The organism is Neolewinella marina (assembly GCF_002631205.1).
In the GTDB taxonomy this organism is placed as follows: domain Bacteria; phylum Bacteroidota; class Bacteroidia; order Chitinophagales; family Saprospiraceae; genus Neolewinella; species Neolewinella marina.
Genome location: NZ_PDLO01000003.1, coordinates 220038 through 237767, shown reverse-complemented (window position 1 = coordinate 237767; position 17730 = coordinate 220038). Strand labels below are relative to the sequence as shown.

The window sequence follows — 17730 nt, the reverse complement described above, 5'->3', positions numbered from 1 at the left end:
CAGCCCCGGTACCACGCAACCCGGTAATCTGGCCGGTTTCTAGCGGGTGGGTAGCGGCATACCGTGCATGCGCAGGAAGGAAAGTTTGTCCCAATACCCCCGCTGCAGCTTGATCTTGCCCTCCGTGATGTGGAAAAAACCGCAGCCAAGCAATCCCATGGGGTCCTTCCATTCCAGGATGACCCACTCGTCGTCCTGGAAGAGATTGACGGGCAGGCAAGTCATTTCCGCCGTGCTGAACTCGTAGGCGAAGAGTTCCCGGATAGCGTGCTTTCCCTGGATGGGCAGGTTGGCAACCTGATGGTTGATGGCATCGTCGTGGTAGAGCTCCGCCAGTCCATCCGCGTCGCCTCGGTTAAACAGTTCTATCCAATGTAGTACCATGTCTTTTGCGTCGTTCATGAAACTGACGATTTTAGGGGGCCAGTGATTCATATAACCCGTATTACCTTAGCCAGTGCGCGGCCGAGGCCGCCGACTTCACTCTCTCTTTCCCGATTTACCGCGATCATGCCCATGAAGAATCTCTTTTCCCTGCTTTTTATCTCCCTTTTGCTCTGCACCTGCGCGAGCCAAAACAACCAGGACGCCGCCGCCACGGAAGGTGACGGCTGGATCAGCCTGTTCGACGGCACCTCCACCGACGGGTGGCGTGGCTACAACGCCGAGGAACTTCCTCCCGGCTGGGTGGCCCGCGACGGGGTACTGCAATTCGACACCGAGCTGGAGCTGGAACAGGACTATACGGGTGGCCGCGACATCGTCTACGGTGAGCGGGAGTTCGAGAACTTCGAGCTGGAACTCGAGTGGAAAATCCCCCCCGGCGGTAACAGTGGCATTTTCTACCACGTGAAGGAAGGTTACGACAGCCCCTCCTCGATTGCCCCCGAATACCAGCTGATCGACGACGCCGGTTACGCCGACATCCACGATCTGACGGCCTACAACAGTCAGTTCGGTGCCGAGCACCCCGAAAAACTGCAGGACTGGCAAAGCACCGGCGCGGACTATGCCATGCATACCCCCGATCCCGCCAAGAAGAAACTGAACCCGGCCGGGGAATGGAATACCAGTCGGATCGTCTTCACCCCCGAACGCGCCGAGCACTGGCTCAACGGTGAGCTGCTGCTGAGCTTCGAGCCCTGGTCCGACGAATGGCAGGCCAAGCGCGACTCCGGCAAGTGGAAGAATGCCCCCGACTACGGCAAGTTCCGCAGCGGATACATCGCCCTGCAGGACCACGGCAGCCCGCTCTGGTTCCGTAACATTCGGATCCGCGAACTGTAACTCCCCCACTCCACCGATTCCAAATCCAAGATTAATCCGATCATGAAAAGAAGAACATTCATCCAGAGCAGTTCCGCCCTGGCCGCTGCCCTGTTGTTGCCCGGCTGCGCTACCTCCGGCCAGTCCGGCCCCGAGAAAACCCGACTGCGCACCGCGCACATCGGTCTGGGTTACCAGGGAAGTGAAGATATGAAGGCCATCGCCTCCCACCCCGCGGTGGAGGTGGTAGCCCTTTGTGACGTAGACGCCAACTTCCTGAAGGCCGCCCACGAGAAGCACCCTGGCGCCCGCACCTTCGTCGATTACCGCGAGATGCTGCGCGAAATGGGCGACGACATCGACGCCGTGGTTGTTGCCACTCCCGATCACACCCACGCTCCGGCCTCCCTGATGGCCATGGAGATGGACAAACCCGTCTACTGCCAGAAGCCGCTGGCCCACCACGTATCGGAGGCCCGCGAAATGGCCCGGGTGGCCAAGGAAAAGAACCTGGTCACCCAGATGGGCATTCAGGTCCACTCCTTCTATGATTACCGCCTGGCCACCCAGTTGATCCAGTCGGGCATCGTCGGCAAGGTGCACACCGTACGGGCCTGGTCGCCCAAGAACTGGGGCTACGACGGCCCCGCCCCCACCACCAGCGATCCGATTCCCGCCAGTCTGGACTGGAACCTCTGGCTGGGTACCGCGCCCGATCGCGAATACGTGGAGGAGCGCTACCACCCCACTAACTGGCGGCAAATCGTAGATTACGGCTGCGGCACCCTGGGTGATATGGGCGTCCACATCTTCGACACCCCCTACAATGCCCTGGAGCTCGACGTCCCGCGCACCGTCGTGAATGAATGCCGCCCCCCGAACGGATACGGCTTCCCGGAAAATAACCTGGTGACCTACGAATTCCCCGGCACCCCGTATACCGGCGAGAGCCTGAAGTGGGTTTGGTACGATGGCCCCGGCGCTCCGGCCGCCCACCCCGACCTGGAATTGCCCAACGGAGAAACCCTACCCGACCAGGGCGCGGTGTTCATCGGCGATAAAGGCCGCCTGCTGCTGCCCCACTTCATGCAGGAGCCCCGGATGATCGTCGACGGCGAGTACCAGGACATTTCGACCGAAATCGCCGCGGCCGCCGAGGCCCTGCAACTGGGTACCCCCATCCGCAACTACGAAACGGAAAGCCCCAAGCACTACCACCAGTTCGTGGATGCCTGCCTCGGCAAGGGCAGCTGCAGCGCTCCGTTCAGCTACTCCGCCCGCCTGACGGAGGTCATCCTGCTGGGTACGGTAGCGGGCCGCTTCCCCGGTCAAACCCTCCACTGGAACGCCGGCTCCGGCCGCTTCGACGAGGAGGCCGCCAACAAGTTCCTGGAAGGCGACTATCGTAAGATCTGATTGTATCAGACGTCCACAACCGGCGGTCGGGAAGGTTCCGGCCGCCGGTTTTTTGTGACCACTGTTTAAGTCATTATCGGAAAGTACTGGAGGAGTAATAACGCCGGCCGGGAGCAGCCGACTGCGCGCGGGTGCCTACCACAGTCGGTGTGTCAACGTCGATTTTTTACAATCGCGGTGGCTTTTCTGCCCCGAACTTAGGATCATCGCTCACCAAACTACCCGCAGCCATGACCCACGTATCCGAGATTGCCCCCGATGTGTACCGAATTTCGGTTTTCGTGCCGGAGATGAACCTCCAGTTTAACCATTTCCTCCTACGGGACGAGGAGCCCATGCTATACCACGCTGGCATGCGGCGGATGTTCCCGCTGGTGTACGAGGCCTTAAGTCGACTGATTGCCCCCCGCGATTTGCGGTGGATTGGCTTCAGCCACTTTGAAGTAGACGAATGCGGTGCCCTGAACGAGTGGCTGGGTGTGGCCCCCCAAGCTACCCCGGTCTGCAGCGAGGTCGGGGCCCTGGTCAACATGGGCGACTTTGCCGACCGCCCGGCCCGGGCCCTGGCCGACGGGGCCACCTTCACGACGGGACGTAACCGCTACCGCTTCATCCGCACCCCCCACCTGCCCCACGGATGGGACGCCGGCGTTCTCTTCGAGGAAACCAACGGCACCCTGCTCTGCTCCGACCTGCTGCACCAGAATGGCGACGTAACCGCCCTGACGGATACGGACATCCTGTCGCACCACCAGCGGTCCCTGATGGAATTCGAGCAGGGCCCCCTCATGGGCTATTCCCCCTACACCTCCCGCACGGCGTCCATCATCCAGCGCCTGGCGGACCTCAATCCCCGCACCCTGGCTACCATGCACGGTTCCTCCTTTAACGGCGATTGCCGGCAAACCCTGGAAGGCCTCGACCAGGTACTCCGGACGGTATGGGAACCCCAGGCCAGGGCCGCCGCCACCGCTTGAGGAGGGGGGTTCCCCGGATACTCCCTAAATTCGGTGGACCCCCACCGCACGCCATGATCGCCGTTTCCACCTACCGCCCCAGCCCTCCCCTCGCGCCCTTCGTGAGTTGCTACACCCGGGGGGTGTATAACACGGAAGCCCGGCGGGGGGCTATGATCGAGGTAATCCCAAATGGTTGTCCGGAACTCATCATTCACTTGCGCGAACGCCACTGCCAACTTCCGGGTGGCAACGGATTGGCGGCCACGCCCGACTATATGCTCATCGGGCTGTTCCGTCGCGCCTTTCGCGTACACTTTGACGAGCCGGTCCCGGTATTTACCATCCGCTTCCGGCCGGAAGCCCTCACCTCCCTGTTCCAGCTGGAGGGAAGGGAGATGCTGGACGATTTTCAGGACAGCTACCTGCTGTTTGACAAATCCTTTCACGCACTGTGCGACCGGATCCGGACCGAGCCGGAGGTGACCCAAATGATCGCGCGGGCGGAGGATTATCTACTCCACCGGCTCGCCCTGCGGCCAACCCGCCGGGATTACGTGGCGCGGTCGGCCGCGCTGATGCGGCGGTGCGCGGTATGCAGCGTAGCGGATATATCCCGGCAGGTATGCATCAGCCAGCGGCAACTCGAGCGACAATTCCGCCGGGTGGTAGGGATCACCCCGAAACAGTACCTCAATCTGCTGCGCATCAACCGGGCGGTGGAGGCCCTGAATCGGGACCCGAACCTGGACCTCACCAGTGTGGCTTACGACTGCGGCTACTTCGATCAGGCCCACTTCATCCGCGACTTTCGCCGGGTGACCGGGCGGCCACCCGGTGCCTACCGCCGCGGGGAGGGCAACCTGGTCGCGCTGGGCGGATAATCCTACCCGCTTGGCTTACCCCATGGAGTGGAGGCCCACGTGGTTTCCTTCAGTGTCGCGAAACAGCGCGAAATGGCCACTATCGGGGCTGATAAATGTCTTTGACAGGAGGACTTGCCCGCCGGCGGCCTCGACCCGATCGAGGACCGCGGTCAAGTCTTTGCCCCCGTTCAGGTAGACCTTGGGCCCGTCCGGCGAGGGAGTGTACCCCTCACCTGAGCAGATAGCGCCTCCGATGCCCCCCTGTTGCTGGTCGTGGAGGAGGATGCCCATACGCACGGGCCCCATCTGCATTTCCGGCATTTCGTAGTCGAAGATTGCGCTATAGAAAGCCTGGGCACGGGGGAAATCAGTGACGGGGATTTCCACCCAGCTCAGGGCGTGATGCATCATTTCCATAGGTTAAATTGTTAGTGTGGTCAGAAAAGTGATTTTGGGTGGGCGATCAGGAAGGTACTCGCTACGGTGAAATCACCCTGGGTGATCGGCGTCCACCCGGACAGCCTGCGTTGCTTCCCGCGCTTCGGGCTGGTTCCCGCCGGCCGCGGAACCCGCGCTCCGCCGCCCCGCCAACAAAACAATCCCTTAACAAGTCCGGGGGTTTTGCCAAAAGAAAAAGCCGTACCTTTGCGCGCTCAAATCGGCAGTTCCCCAAAAGCCAAGTTTTATGCAGTCTATTCGCAACATCGCCATCATCGCCCACGTCGACCACGGCAAAACCACCCTGGTGGACAAAATGCTGTTGGCCGGCCAGCTCTTCGGAGACCACGAGAACCCCGGCGAGCTGATCATGGACAGCAACGACCAGGAGCGGGAACGCGGGATTACCATCCTTGCCAAGAACGTCTCGATCCAGTACAAGGGCACCAAGATCAACATCATCGACACCCCTGGTCACGCCGACTTCGGTGGTGAGGTAGAGCGGGTGCTGAACATGGCCGACGGCGTACTGCTGCTGGTGGATGCCTTTGAAGGCCCCATGCCGCAGACCCGCTTCGTGATGGACAAGGCCCTGAAACTCGGCCTGAACCCGCTGGTTGTCATCAACAAGGTAGACAAGCCGAACTGTACCCCTGAAGAGGTGCACGAGATGGTATTCGACCTGATGTTCAGCCTGGACGCTACCGAGGACCAGCTCGACTTCCCCACCATCTACGGATCGGCCAAGAACGGCTGGATGAGCACCGACTGGCGGCAGGAAACCGACAACATCCTGCCCCTGCTGGATGCGATCCTCGAGCACGTGCCCGAGCCCAAAATCAAGGAAGGCAACACCCAGATGCTGGTCACCAGCATTGAATTCAGCAAGTACATCGGTCGTATGGCCATCGGCAAACTGAGCCGGGGTACCCTGAAGGCCAACCAACAACTTACCCTCATCAGCCGCGAAGGCGTGGAGACCAAGGCCCGGGCCCGCAGCCTCTTCGTTTACGAAGGATTCGGCCGCGTGGAAGTGGACGAAGTACAGGCCGGAGACATCTGCGCCGTATTCGGCGTGGAAGGATTCGAGATCGGCGACACCATTGCCGACGGTGAGAACCCCGAAGCCCTGCCGACGATCGCCATCGACGAGCCCACGCTGAGCATGGTCTTCACCATCAACGATAGTCCCTTCTTCGGCAAGGAAGGCAAGTACGTCACCAGCCGCCACATCAAGGACCGCCTGACCGCGGAACTGGAGCGGAACCTCGCCCTGCGGGTGGAGGAAACCGAGAGCGCCGACAAATTCAAGGTATTCGGACGCGGTGTAATGCACCTTTCCGTACTCATCGAAACCATGCGCCGCGAGGGCTACGAGCTCCAGATCGGACAGCCGCAGGTTATCGTGAAAGAAATCGACGGCGTGAAGCAGGAGCCGGTGGAAGAACTGACCATCGACCTGCCGGACGAGATGTCGGGAACGGCCATCAACATGGTCACCCAGCGCAAAGGCACCATGCTGAGCATGACCCCGAAGGGTGAGCGGGTGGTCCTCGAATTCGAGATTCCCAGCCGCGGCATCATCGGTCTGCGCTCCAACATGCTGACCGCTACCCAAGGTGAGGCCATCATGACCCACCGCTTCAAGGAATTCCAGCCCCACAAGGGTGAAATCCCCGGTCGCCTGAACGGCTCGCTGATCTCCATGGAGAACGGCAAGGCCATCCCTTACTCGATCAACAACCTGCAGGACCGCGGCCGCTTCTTCATCGACGCGAACGAAGAGATCTACGAAGGACAGGTCATCGGCGAGAACAGCCGCGCAGCCGACCTCGTGATCAACGTGACGAAGACCAAGAAGCTCACCAACATGCGCTCTTCGGGCAACGACGACAAGGCCCGCCTGGTACCGCCCCGCAAATTCTCCCTGGAGGAAGCCCTCGAGTACATCCAGGCCGACGAGTACGTGGAAGTAACTCCCGAAAGTCTGCGCCTGCGCAAAACGCTGCTGCGTGAAGCTGAGCGGAAGCGTGGGGAGAAGATTACTTTCTAGGGCTTTAAGGCTATTAATTCTTTAGTACTGTAGGTGCCGCCTTCGGCGCTGGCTATCTGCGTACGCCGGGCGACGGTAGTATTACCCTGCAAGGTCCTTTCCTGGTGGAGGGGGTAACTTGGGGAACTGCCATGAACGCCTTGTTCCGCTATTTTTTGCTGTTGCTTGCTTTCTTTCCCGGCTGGATGGCGGGGCAGGAAAACCACTGCACGGGCAGTCGCTATGTGCAGCTGTACTACGACGATTCGGGGCGTGACGTGCGCCTGTCCTGTATCGTGGATTACGGCGGTAGCGGCGATATCCTGGTGGGCGGGATGGCGGGTGGCGACATCCTCCTGTCCCGGCTATCGGCAGAGGGAGTGGTACGCTGGCAACGGGCAATCGCGACCGGCGGGGAGAGTACCGAGCTGAGCCTGGTAAACGGATTGCTCGTCGATCCGGAGGGCATGATCGCCGGGGTGGTCAGTCATTTTTCGGACAACCGGCAGACCGCCGGGCTCTTTCGCTACAATCCGGTCACCGACCAGCTACTCTACTACCGCAAGGCCCCCTACGAGAGTGACCCCACCGGCATCCTGCTGGGAGGTGGCGGCGAATACGTAGTATCCGGCTCCCGCATCGGAGCGCCCTCCCCGATTTTCCGACGGGGTCTGCTGCAGCGATTCCGCCGAAACGACGGCAGCCCCCTGGGTCAGGGTCATTACTATGACCTGGCCGGGGAAGAAACCATCTTCGATCTACTCCCCCACCCCGATGGCGGATACCTGGCTGCCGGGGCGGCCAGTGTACGGGGCAGTGCCGGCGCTGGCCGTAGTGTCCTGCTGCAGGTCGACCCTGGGGGCAACCTGCTCAGCAGCCGGGTAGGTCCCGTTGCTGACGACCGCAATGCCCGACTGTTTGCCTTCGATGTGGAAGTGGAACAGGGCCGGACTTACCTCCTGCAGTGGGGTGATCTCGACCGCATTACCGGAGCGGAGGGGACACTACCCATTATTACGGCTTTCGCAGCCGGAGGTGAAGTGTTGTGGAGCCGCAAATACGACCTGACCGCCAGCAGCGGAGAGGTGGGGATCGAAATGGCCATTCACAATGGGGGACTGCTCCTGTACGGCTACTCGCTGGTGGGCAAGCGCGACATCTTCCTGCTGCAACTGGAGTTTTCCGGTGAGGTACGCTGGGCCCGCCGTTACTCCTTCCCCGGTAATGCCCAGGTTTACCAGCGCGGAAACCAGCAGTTGCTGGCAAGACCCTTCCGGATCCTGGTAGCGGCCACCTACAGTTTCCGCGGCACCCAGCCCCACGAGGGGTTGCTGCTCCAACTCGACGGGGAGGGGCGCCCCCTGGCGGAATGCCTGGTAGTGGAAGATTCCCCTGTGGCGGTAAGCAACCTGCTAACGGTATGGAGCGAGCGCTCCCTCAGTGATACAATGATTACCGCCGACTGGGTGGAGGAAGCCGCCGACCGACCGGAAACGGAGCTGGTGGCGGTGGATGATTGTGACCGCCCCTGCGCGGGGTGTACGGAAAGGAGTTTCTCCTCCCGGGTGCTGTGTCCCGGCGACACGATTCTGGTAGCTGGAAGCTGGAGGAGCGAACCCGGGCTCTATCGCGACACCCTGTCCGGCAGGGCCGGGGCCTGCGATACCGTGGCCACCACCGAGATCGTTGACGCCCCACCCATCTCGGCCCGCTACCTCCAGCTTCCTGGCTGCGGGCTCGCGGGGGGTACGATCGAGGTGATCCCTTCCGGAGGGCTGCCGCCTTACGGCTATGCGTGGTCGGATGGACCGCGCACCGGGTCCCGGGGCAGCCTCGATCCCGGCGCATACCAGGTGACGGTGAGTGACGTTACGGGATGCCAGTCGTTCGTCCTGCCAGTAACCGTTGCGGCGGCCGCCGATACCGATTTCAGGCTGGAAGTCACCGTCCCGAGCTGTCCCGGGGGCAGCGATGGAGGGGTAGCTTTATTGCCCGCCGGCTCCGGGCGTCTCAAGCTGCTGTCCGACACCACCTTCACCGCCGATGCCATTACCGGCCTGGCCAGCGGGTTCTATTCCTTAATCGTCCGTCTGGACGACGGATGCGAGGTCTACCGGGAAGCCGAGGTGCCTCCGTCGGCCCCCTTCCACCTCCAGCTCAGCGGGCCGGAGCGCGGGCGGCTGGGTGATCCCCTGACGTACACCGCACAGGTTACCGGAGGCTCACCTCCCCTGGCCTTCACCTGGAGCGCGGACAGCACCGCGAGCTGTGTCGCCTGTCCGTCCTACCAGCTTACCGCCCGCCAAACCGGGTGGATAACGGTAGAGGCCGGGGACGCCAGCGGTTGTACCGCCCGCGACAGCCTGTTCCTGGTCGTAGAGCGGGGACCGCCGCGGGTGTACGTGCCGACGGCCTTCAGTCCGAATGGAGATGGCCACAACGACCTGTGGGTGCCGGGCCTGGGGCCGGACATCGCCGCCATCGTTTCCTGGAAGGTGTACCACCGCTGGGGCGGACTGGTGTGGTCCTACGAAGCGGGAGGGGCGAACTATTGGGACGGCGCGGTCGCGGGAGTCTACTTCTACACCCTGGTGGTGCGGCTGATCGACGGGACGGTGGCCGAGCTGAGCGGCGAGGTAACGGTAGTCCGCTGAGGGTACTTTATCTTTGCCGGTCAATTGACGCCCATGAAACGATTTGCATCCGCCAAGCCATTGCCCATCCTGCTCCTCCTCATCTTCCTGGCCGCCGCCAGCCGGTTGCTGCCGCACTGGCCCAACTTCGGTCCGGTAGGGGCCATGGCGCTGTTCGGTTCCGCCCTGATGGCCCGCCGCTGGATGGCCTTCGTGGTGCCCTTCGCCGCTCTTTACCTGAGCGATCTGGCCCTGAACAACCTGGTGTACAGCCAGTACTACGAAGGATTTTTCTGGGGTTTCAACGGCTGGGTGTACGCCGGATTCGGCCTCACGGTGCTGCTCGGCTTCGGACTGCTGCGCGAGCGCAGCTTCAGCTGGCTGCGGCTGGGTGGCGTAACGCTGGGCGCGACGGCCCTCTTCTTCCTGCTGACCAACTTCGGGGCCTGGCTGGGCTCCCCCCTTTACCCCCAGACGGGCGGCGGACTGCTGGCGGCCTACGCCGCGGGGCTTCCCTTCCTGCTCAACAGCGCGGCGGGCAACCTGGTCTTTGCCGGACTGCTCTTCGGCGGGGCCCGCTATCTGGCGCCCCGCACCCAGGCGGTAAAAGTGCGGGAGCGGGTATAACGGGTAGTATGCATTTTCAACGGCTATTCCTCCTTGCCTGGCTGTTCGTGATATTGCCCGGCACCTGCGTGCGCGCCCAGATCGTGAACATCGAAGACAAGCGCAAGGGCTTCGACAGCGTAGGCTGGTACGGGCAGATCGACCTCGGCGGCAGCCTGACCCGCAACATCAACCAGGTCATCACGCTGAACGGGGCGGTACGCGTCGACCGAAAAGGACGCCGACAGTCGCTGCTCGGACTGGCCGATTACCGGCTGGTGCAGGTCAGCGGCAAAAACGCCCTCAACGCGGGCTTCGGCCACCTGCGCTACGCCTACTACCTGAACGACCGATGGCGGTGGGAGACCTTCGGACAAATGCAGTACAACGAGCAACTCCGGCTGCAACTCCGGACCCTGGTCGGTACCGGGCCACGCCTCAAACTGCTATCCTTCGACAACAATCGCGTGTACGTGGGCACCCTGTACATGTACGAGTACGACGAGGTGGCCGACGGGGAAATCATCTACCGCAGCCACCGGCTGAGCTCCTACCTCAGCTTCAACCTCTACGCCTGGGAGCACCTGTCGATCTCCAACACCACCTACTACCAGCCCATCCTGCCGGACTTCCGGCAACCGCGCATCTCGAGCGTCACCTCGGTCTCCCTGAAACTGACCGACCGGCTCTCCTTCAATACCCGGTACAGCATCACCCACGATGCGTTGCTGAACCGGGGGCTGCCCGACGTGCCGGAAACCACCTACGAATGGGTCAACGGCCTGCGGTACAGCTTCTGACCCGGGGCTAGCCTCGAGTTTCCGTCCGCGCGGTATCAATAGTGCAAATGAATACCTTAGCCTCAGGAAACCAATACTGGCGTTCCTCAGTCTCGCCAGCCCAGGTTGTACCGTCGAAAACCAATCCATGTCAGACGCAAACTACCCCGCCATTCCCGTGGCCTATCCGGAAACCCGTACCGACAGCACGGAAGACGAATACTTCGGCACCACCGTGGCCGACGAATACCGATGGCTGGAGGACGACAACAGCGAGGAGACTAAAGCCTGGGTTCAAAGAGAAAATGAGGCCACCTTCGGCTACCTCGAGCAGATTCCCTTCCGCAAGGACATCGAGGAGCGCCTCACCGAACTGGTAAATTACCCCCGGCTGTCCTCCCCCTTCAAGGTGGGCGACTACTACTTCTACAGCCGCAACAACGGGCTGCAGAACCAGGCGGTGATCTATTACAAAAAGGGCATGGATGGTGAGGAGATGGTCTTCATCGATCCCAACGCCCTGAACGCCGACGGCACCACCAGCATCAACCTGCTGGGCGCCGACAAGGACAACCGCTACATGGCCTACAGCCGCAGCGAAGCCGGCAGCGATTGGAGCAGGATCTACGTGCGCGACATCGCCACCAACCGGGAGTTGGAGGACGAGCTCGACTGGATCAAATTCAGCGGCGCCGGCTGGTACGGCGACGGCTTCTTCTACAGCCGCTACCCCGCCCCGGCCGAGGGTGACCGGCTGAAGGGCAACAACCTGAACCACTCGGTCTACTACCACAAGCTGGGTGAACCCCAGTCCGCCGACCGCCTGGTGTACGCCGACGCGGAGCACCCCACCTACTACCACTACGGCGGCACCACGGAAGACGAGGACTATTTCATCATGTACGCCGCTCCAGGTACCGACGGCTACGCCACCTACTACTTGCCGTTGCCGGGGAACGGTGAACTACCCGCCACCATTGACCCCATCGCCCTCTTCCCCGACACCGACCACAAGAGCGCGGTGGTGCACGTGGAGGGCCGCGACTTCTGGGTGCACACCGACATCGGGGCGCCCAACTACCGCCTGGTGAAGATCAACCTGGATGCTCCGCAGAAAAGCAGCTGGACGGAGATCATTCCGGAAGCGGAAAGCCTGCTGCAGGGCGTCAATACCGGGGGCGGCTACCTCTTCGCCAACTACCTGGAAAAGGCCACGGACCGCTACTACCGGCTGACCTACGAGGGGGAGCACAAAACGGCGATCGAACTGCCCGGTGTCGGTTCCGCGGGTGGCTTCAGTGGCAAGGAGGAAGACGACAAGCTCTTCTACGTCTACACCAGCTTCACCTATCCCCCCACCATCTTCGAATACGACATCGAGGCCAACGAGAGCAAGCCTTTCTTCCAGCCGGAACTGAAGTTCAACCCCGAGGACTACGAGGAGAAGCAGGTCACCTACACAAGCAAGGACGGCACCGAGGTGACCATGTTCCTGGTGCACAAGAAAGGCCTGGTTTTGGACGGGAACAATCCCGCCTACCTCTACGGCTACGGCGGCTTCAACATCAGCCTGTCGCCCAGCTTCAGCGTAATGCGGTTGCCCCTGCTCGAGAACGGCGGCGTCTTTGCCATGGCCAACCTCCGGGGCGGCGGGGAATACGGCGAAGCGTGGCACAAGGCGGGCATGCTCAAGAACAAGCAGAACGTATTCGACGACTTCATCGCCGCCGGGGAATACCTGATCGAACAGGGGTATACCAGCCGCGAAAAGCTGGCCATCGCCGGGGGGTCCAACGGTGGCCTCCTCGTGGGGGCGGCCATGACCCAGCGTCCTGATCTTTTCGCCGTGGCCTTCCCGGCCGTGGGCGTCATGGACATGCTGCGTTACCACAAATTCACCGTGGGCAAGGGCTGGATTCCCGAATACGGCAGCAGCGAGGATGCCGAGATGTTCCCCATCCTGAAGGCCTACAGCCCGCTGCACAACCTGAAGCAGGGTACCGCCTACCCCGCCACCATGATCACTACGGCCGACCACGACGACCGGGTGGTGCCGGCCCACAGCTTCAAGTACGCCGCCAAGCTGCAGGCCACCCACGGGGGCGACAAGCCCGTACTCATCCGCATCGAAACGAACGCCGGCCACGGAGCGGGCAAGCCCATCTCCAAGATCATCGAGGAGCAGGCCGATATGTGGAGCTTCTTCTTCTACAATACAGATACTCCGGTGGAGTACGGTGTCAAGGGGTGAATGGGTGAAGGAGTGAATGGGTGAAAGAGCCTGCAGACTTTTTGCCTCGCTTCGCTTGGCACCTTATTTGACTTGGCGGCTTGATTTCTGTACCGCCGGATGGGTTCGCCACTGATCCGGGGGTATGGGTAGGACTTCTTTCCGCCTGACTACTCGACTACCGTCCCGCCGCAGCTGCTGCCGGCACCGGCGGTACACCCGTAGCAGTGCTGGTTCAGGACGATGTTGCGGTTGCGGAGTTCTGCGGCGTTGAAATCGCGGAGGTGCTGTCCCCGGGCGGCCACCTTCAGGTCGAGCATCTGGTTGAAGTCGCAGTCGTAGAGGTAGCCGTCCCAGCTTACCGAGATGGTGTTGCGGCACATCAGTCCTTCCACCGTGGCCGGGTTGTAGGCGTCGACCAGTTTCTGCATGTACTCCCCGTAGTTCCCGCTTTCCAGCAGGTAGTCGAGGAAGCGGCTCACCGGCAGGTTGGTGATGGCGTACAGCTCATTGAAGATGATGCCGTACTTGCGGTGGAGCTGCCGCTTGAATTCAGCCTCCAGGGTTTCCTGCTTGCCGGGCAGGTAGGCGCCGGAGGGGTTGAATACCAGGTCGAGTTTCAGTCCCGTTTCGGGGTTGCCGTAGCCAACGGCGTTGAGCAGTTGCAGGGCCTGGATGCTGTCCTCGAAGACGCCATCGCCCCGCTGCCCGTCGGTACGCCCCTTGCTGAAGTAGGGCAAGCTGGAAACCACCTGTACCCGGTGGCGGGCCAGGAATTCCGGCAGGTCGCGGTACTTCGGGTTGGCCATGATGATCGTCAGGTTGCAGCGGTCGATGACCTGCTTGCCCAGCCGGGTACACTCTTCCACGAACCAGCGGAAGTTGGGATTCATTTCCGGGGCGCCCCCGGTAATGTCGACGGTGCGGATGCTGGGGGTGGCAGCGATCACTGAGAGGCAGAGCTCGAGGTCTTCCCGGCTCATATTTTCCTCCTTGCGGTCGGGGCCGGCGTCTACGTGGCAGTGGGCGCAGGTCTGGTTGCACAGCTTGCCGATGTTGAGCTGGAAGATCTCGATTTCGGTCGGTTTGAAGGGGCGGTGGCCCTGTTCAGCCAGGCGGTCGGTGAACCGGGGCAGGCCGGCGTCGGCGATGTCCTTGCCGTTCAAGACGTTCAGCTGGATGTAGCCCTGGCTCAGGTCGGATCCCTTGCGCTTTAGGCTGATTGTTTTTTGTTTTACTCCCATGGGTTGGTTGGGGCTGGTAGCTGGTTACTGGTTGCTGGTTGCTGGTTGGGGCTGGTTACATGGTTACCTTCTCCACCTGCCGCTGCATCTGCCGGGCGTAGATCAGGGTGGTGCCGGCCTTCACGGCGGCGGCTACGTGGACGGCTTCCATCATCTGCTCCTCGTCCGCGCCGGCCTGCAGGCTGTTCGTGGTGTAGGCGTCGATGCAGTAGGGGCACTGCACGGCGTGGCTGACGGCCAGGGCGATTAGGGCTTTCTCGCGTTCGGTGAGGGCACTGTCTCCTTCCGTCACTTGGCTGTACCAGTCGAAGAACTTGCCGCCCATCTCTTCCTGCCATTCGGTGATCTTGCCGAAGGTGCGCAGGTCTTTGGGGTCGCTGTAGGGGTTCATGGGGCTATTGGTTTGGGGCTTTACAGGGGGCGGGGTCGCGGGTGCCGGGGCCGACCCGAAGTCGCCGGGGGAATACGGTATGCCTTCCCGGGCGGCCTCGGCCGGGGGCATGATTTCGGTGTTGTCCCACAGGCCGGTGGTCAGGGTAGCCGCGTAGCTCAGGGGCAGCCGTGTCCGCTGGGCGAGCATCTTGGCTTTGGCCGTGTGGTGGTCGTAGTCCAGGGCGTGAAAGGTGTAGGTCAATCTCCCATCCGCGTCGTCCAGCATCAGGTACCAAGTGCGGGGCGTCCCGTCGTTGGCGGGCATTCCCGCCGCACCGCTGTTGAGCCAGAGGCGTCCGTCGCGGGCATCGGCGAAGGGCAAACCGCTGTGGCCCCCCACGATCACGTCGGCCCCGCTGGCCGCAAAGCTGCGCTGCTTGGTTTCCCAGGGGGTAGACTTCCAGATGAACTCCGACTCGTGGTCGGCGGATCCGTGGAGGACGCGCACCCGCTTACCAGCGTAGGTGAAGTCGAACTGCCGGGGCAGGGTACGCATGTAGGACAACCCCCGTTCGCCCACTTCCTCACGCGCGTAGGCGTACCAGAGGCGGGAGAAGAGGTCGCAGCGGCTGCCGTCGCTGAAGTTGCAACCGCAGTCGTCGACGCCGTCCCGCAAGTTGAGTTCTACGTTACCGGCGATGGAGCGGGCGCCCCAGTCTTCCAACAGGTTCAGGCAGCCTTCCGGATCGGCGCAGTAGCCCGGCGTATCGCCGGTGCAGATTACGTTACTTGGGGGGATGCCCTGGGAGACGGCGCGCTCCTGCAGGGCAAGCAGGGCTTCCAGGTTGGAATAGATACCGCCGAAAATCAGGACGGGTCCGGATAGCCGGCCCAGATCCGCTGTGGATTCAGTTGACATGTGGCATAGATACGCGGCGGCGGTTATCTTGGTTTCAAAAGAATTACCCTCCTGTTCGCCGTGCCGTTGGATGCGGGCATACAACTCACAACCTGTAAGGAGGGTGTGAACCATTATCCTGAGGCATTCGGGAAATTGTATCTTTGCCGGCCCGTCTTTCAGATTAACGCCTAACACCTAAGTACCTTGATCGCCGCTCATTCGCTACTTCCCCCCTACCTGATATCCAACTGGCTGGCGGCCCTGCCGTTCCCGGCCCTGGTGGTAGGCAGCGATCACCGGGTATTGTTCGCCAATGCCCACATGAATGCCCTGTTCGACGAACTTGGCCCCCAGAACGGTTACTTCGACCCCCAGTACCTCCTGGACAAGTCCGATGAGCGGCAGCCCACTCAAAAGGTCAACAACTTCCTCCAGAGCGGGGAATACGTGGCCAAGAACATTCAGATCGGCTTCCCCCCCCGCAACTTCTTCCTCCGCGCCACCCGGGTGGTCACCGAGGAGGACCAGGAATACTTCTGTTGCGTGCTTACTCCGCAAAAGTTCCTGGACGACGTTGACTACTCCGAGCTGCTCGACACCGTCTCCTCCCTGGTCATGCAGATGGACATCGACGGCAACATCCACTACCTCAACGAGCGGGTCTTCGAAAAGCTGGGCTACGACCTGAGCCAGCCGGAACTGGCCGTCCGCCACATCCGCGACATCGACCGCCACTACGACGAATCGGCCTGGTCCGAGCGCCGTCAGGAACTGCGCGAGGGGCGGGGCGTCAGCTACTTTACCCAATTCAGCCGCCGCGACGGCAGCCTGATGCCCGTGGAGGTCAACGTCATCCCCGACCGCTTCTCCATCAGCCGCCGGTTTACCCTGACGGCCCAGGACATCACCGAGCAGAAGGCCGTGGAGGACCGCCTCCGCGAAGCACTGCTGCAGGTCAAGGAGCTGAGCCGGGAATACCAGCGGGAGAACCGCCAGCTCAAGCAGACGATCCGCCAGCAAGGGCACGCCAAGGAAATCATCTCCGTCGACCCCGGCTATCAGAAGGTGCTGCGCAAGGTCGAACAGGTGGCCCCCACCCAGACCACCGTACTCATCACCGGCGAGACGGGCACGGGAAAGGAGCTGGTCGCCGGCCGCATCCACGCCCTGAGCTACCGGGCGGACAAGCCGCTGATCACGGTAGACTGCAGCGCCCTGCCGCCCGACCTGATCGAAAGTGAACTCTTCGGCTACCGCAAGGGGGCCTTCACCGGCGCCTCGGAACACAAAATCGGACGCTTCCAGGCCGCCGACGGGGGCACCATCTTCCTCGACGAGATCGGAGAGATGCCCCTGGGCCTCCAGACCCGATTGCTGCGGGTGCTCCAGGAGCGGACCTTCACCCCACTGGGCGGCACCCGCCCCATCTCGGTAGACGTCCGGGTCATTGCGGCGACGAACCGCGACCTGCGGGCCGAAATCGATAAGGGCACCTTCCGTCAGGATCTCTTTTTCCGCCTCAGCGTCTTCCCCATCCACAACCCCCCACTGAGGGAACGGCCGGCGGATATCGGCCCCCTCCTGTGGCATTTCATCCAGAAGTTCAACGTCCGGCTGAACCGCAAGGTCACCAAGGTGGAGCCAGCCGTAATGGACCTGCTCAGCTCCTACCCCTTCCCCGGCAACATCCGGGAGTTGGAGAACCTGACCGAGCGGGCGCTGATCGTATCCAGCGGCGATACCCTGCGACAGGCGGACATCCGGCTCGAGGTAGGCGCCCTCAAAGCCGGTCCGGGGCCCGAACAGCCGGTTTGGCAGCAGCCCAGCCAGGAAGAGTTGCTCACCCTGGAGGAGCACCAGAGACAGTACATTGCCTACGTGCTGGAGCTTACTGGCGGCAAGGTAAGCGGCAAGGGCGGCGCCGCCGGCATCCTGGGCATGAACGCCCAGACCCTCTTCGGACGGATGCGCAAACTCGGCCTGCGGTAGTT

Annotated in this window: 14 protein-coding genes and 1 pseudogene; 10 read left to right on the top strand and 5 right to left on the bottom strand. The window is 62.1% G+C overall.

Annotated elements, in window-relative coordinates; genetic code table 11:
* Positions 1 to 39: 39 nt before the first annotated feature.
* Positions 40 to 402, bottom strand: coding sequence for a nuclear transport factor 2 family protein (locus CGL56_RS09405; RefSeq protein WP_099106282.1), 363 nt, complete (start codon positions 400 to 402; stop codon positions 40 to 42).
* Between the two features lie 114 nt (positions 403 to 516).
* Between CGL56_RS09405 and CGL56_RS09400 the strand changes: the two genes are divergently transcribed.
* From CGL56_RS09400 to CGL56_RS09385, 4 genes are all read left to right on the top strand, one after another.
* Positions 517 to 1287, top strand: coding sequence for a 3-keto-disaccharide hydrolase (locus tag CGL56_RS09400; RefSeq protein WP_099106523.1), 771 nt, complete (start codon positions 517 to 519; stop codon positions 1285 to 1287).
* Between the two features lie 42 nt (positions 1288 to 1329).
* Positions 1330 to 2682 (top strand): Gfo/Idh/MocA family protein, encoded by a 1353-nt coding sequence (locus tag CGL56_RS09395; protein ID WP_099106281.1) that lies wholly within the window; start codon positions 1330 to 1332, stop codon positions 2680 to 2682.
* Between the two features lie 230 nt (positions 2683 to 2912).
* Entirely contained in the window at positions 2913 to 3659 is a 747-nt protein-coding gene (locus CGL56_RS09390; RefSeq protein ID WP_099106280.1) for an oxygen-binding di-iron domain-containing protein, read from the top strand.
* A 53-nt stretch (positions 3660 to 3712) separates the two neighbouring features.
* Complete coding sequence (locus CGL56_RS09385) at positions 3713 to 4522, top strand: helix-turn-helix domain-containing protein (protein WP_099106279.1); 810 nt, start codon at positions 3713 to 3715, stop codon at positions 4520 to 4522.
* 15 nt (positions 4523 to 4537) lie between these two features.
* Here CGL56_RS09385 and CGL56_RS09380 read toward each other — a convergent pair whose 3' ends face one another.
* The gene (locus CGL56_RS09380) at positions 4538 to 4915 is read right to left on the bottom strand and encodes a VOC family protein (RefSeq protein ID WP_209280281.1); all 378 of its coding nucleotides are present in this window, start codon (positions 4913 to 4915) and stop codon (positions 4538 to 4540) included.
* 274 nt (positions 4916 to 5189) lie between these two features.
* Here CGL56_RS09380 and typA point away from each other — a divergent pair, with 274 nt between their 5' ends.
* From typA to CGL56_RS09355, 5 genes are all read left to right on the top strand, one after another.
* A complete protein-coding gene (gene typA, locus CGL56_RS09375) occupies positions 5190 to 6995 on the top strand; it encodes a translational GTPase TypA (RefSeq protein WP_099106278.1) in 1806 nt (601 codons plus the stop codon).
* A 131-nt stretch (positions 6996 to 7126) separates the two neighbouring features.
* Entirely contained in the window at positions 7127 to 9628 is a 2502-nt protein-coding gene (locus CGL56_RS09370; protein WP_099106277.1) for a T9SS type B sorting domain-containing protein, read from the top strand.
* 33 nt (positions 9629 to 9661) lie between these two features.
* Positions 9662 to 10234 carry a DUF6580 family putative transport protein gene (locus tag CGL56_RS09365; protein ID WP_099106276.1) on the top strand — a complete coding sequence of 191 codons (573 nt, stop codon included), beginning with the start codon at positions 9662 to 9664 and terminating at the stop codon, positions 10232 to 10234.
* Between the two features lie 8 nt (positions 10235 to 10242).
* Positions 10243 to 11013, top strand: coding sequence for a DUF481 domain-containing protein (locus tag CGL56_RS09360; RefSeq protein ID WP_099106275.1), 771 nt, complete (start codon positions 10243 to 10245; stop codon positions 11011 to 11013).
* Between the two features lie 127 nt (positions 11014 to 11140).
* Positions 11141 to 13243 carry a prolyl oligopeptidase family serine peptidase gene (locus tag CGL56_RS09355; RefSeq protein ID WP_099106274.1) on the top strand — a complete coding sequence of 701 codons (2103 nt, stop codon included), beginning with the start codon at positions 11141 to 11143 and terminating at the stop codon, positions 13241 to 13243.
* 149 nt (positions 13244 to 13392) lie between these two features.
* On the opposite strand, the gene arsS is transcribed toward CGL56_RS09355, so the two are convergent.
* The 3 genes and pseudogenes from arsS to CGL56_RS18635 all read right to left on the bottom strand — a co-directional run.
* Positions 13393 to 14466, bottom strand: coding sequence for an arsenosugar biosynthesis radical SAM (seleno)protein ArsS (arsS, locus tag CGL56_RS09350; RefSeq protein ID WP_099106273.1), 1074 nt, complete (start codon positions 14464 to 14466; stop codon positions 13393 to 13395).
* Between the two features lie 55 nt (positions 14467 to 14521).
* Positions 14522 to 14857, bottom strand: a complete 336-nt coding sequence (locus CGL56_RS18640) for an arsenosugar biosynthesis-associated peroxidase-like protein (protein ID WP_099106521.1) — start codon at positions 14855 to 14857, stop codon at positions 14522 to 14524.
* Between the two features lie 285 nt (positions 14858 to 15142).
* A pseudogene (locus tag CGL56_RS18635) lies at positions 15143 to 15757 on the bottom strand (metallophosphoesterase family protein); the annotation flags it as partial.
* 186 nt (positions 15758 to 15943) lie between these two features.
* Between CGL56_RS18635 and CGL56_RS09335 the strand changes: the two are divergent.
* A complete protein-coding gene (locus CGL56_RS09335; protein WP_099106272.1) occupies positions 15944 to 17728 on the top strand; it encodes a sigma-54 interaction domain-containing protein in 1785 nt (594 codons plus the stop codon).
* Positions 17729 to 17730: the final 2 nt, after the last annotated feature.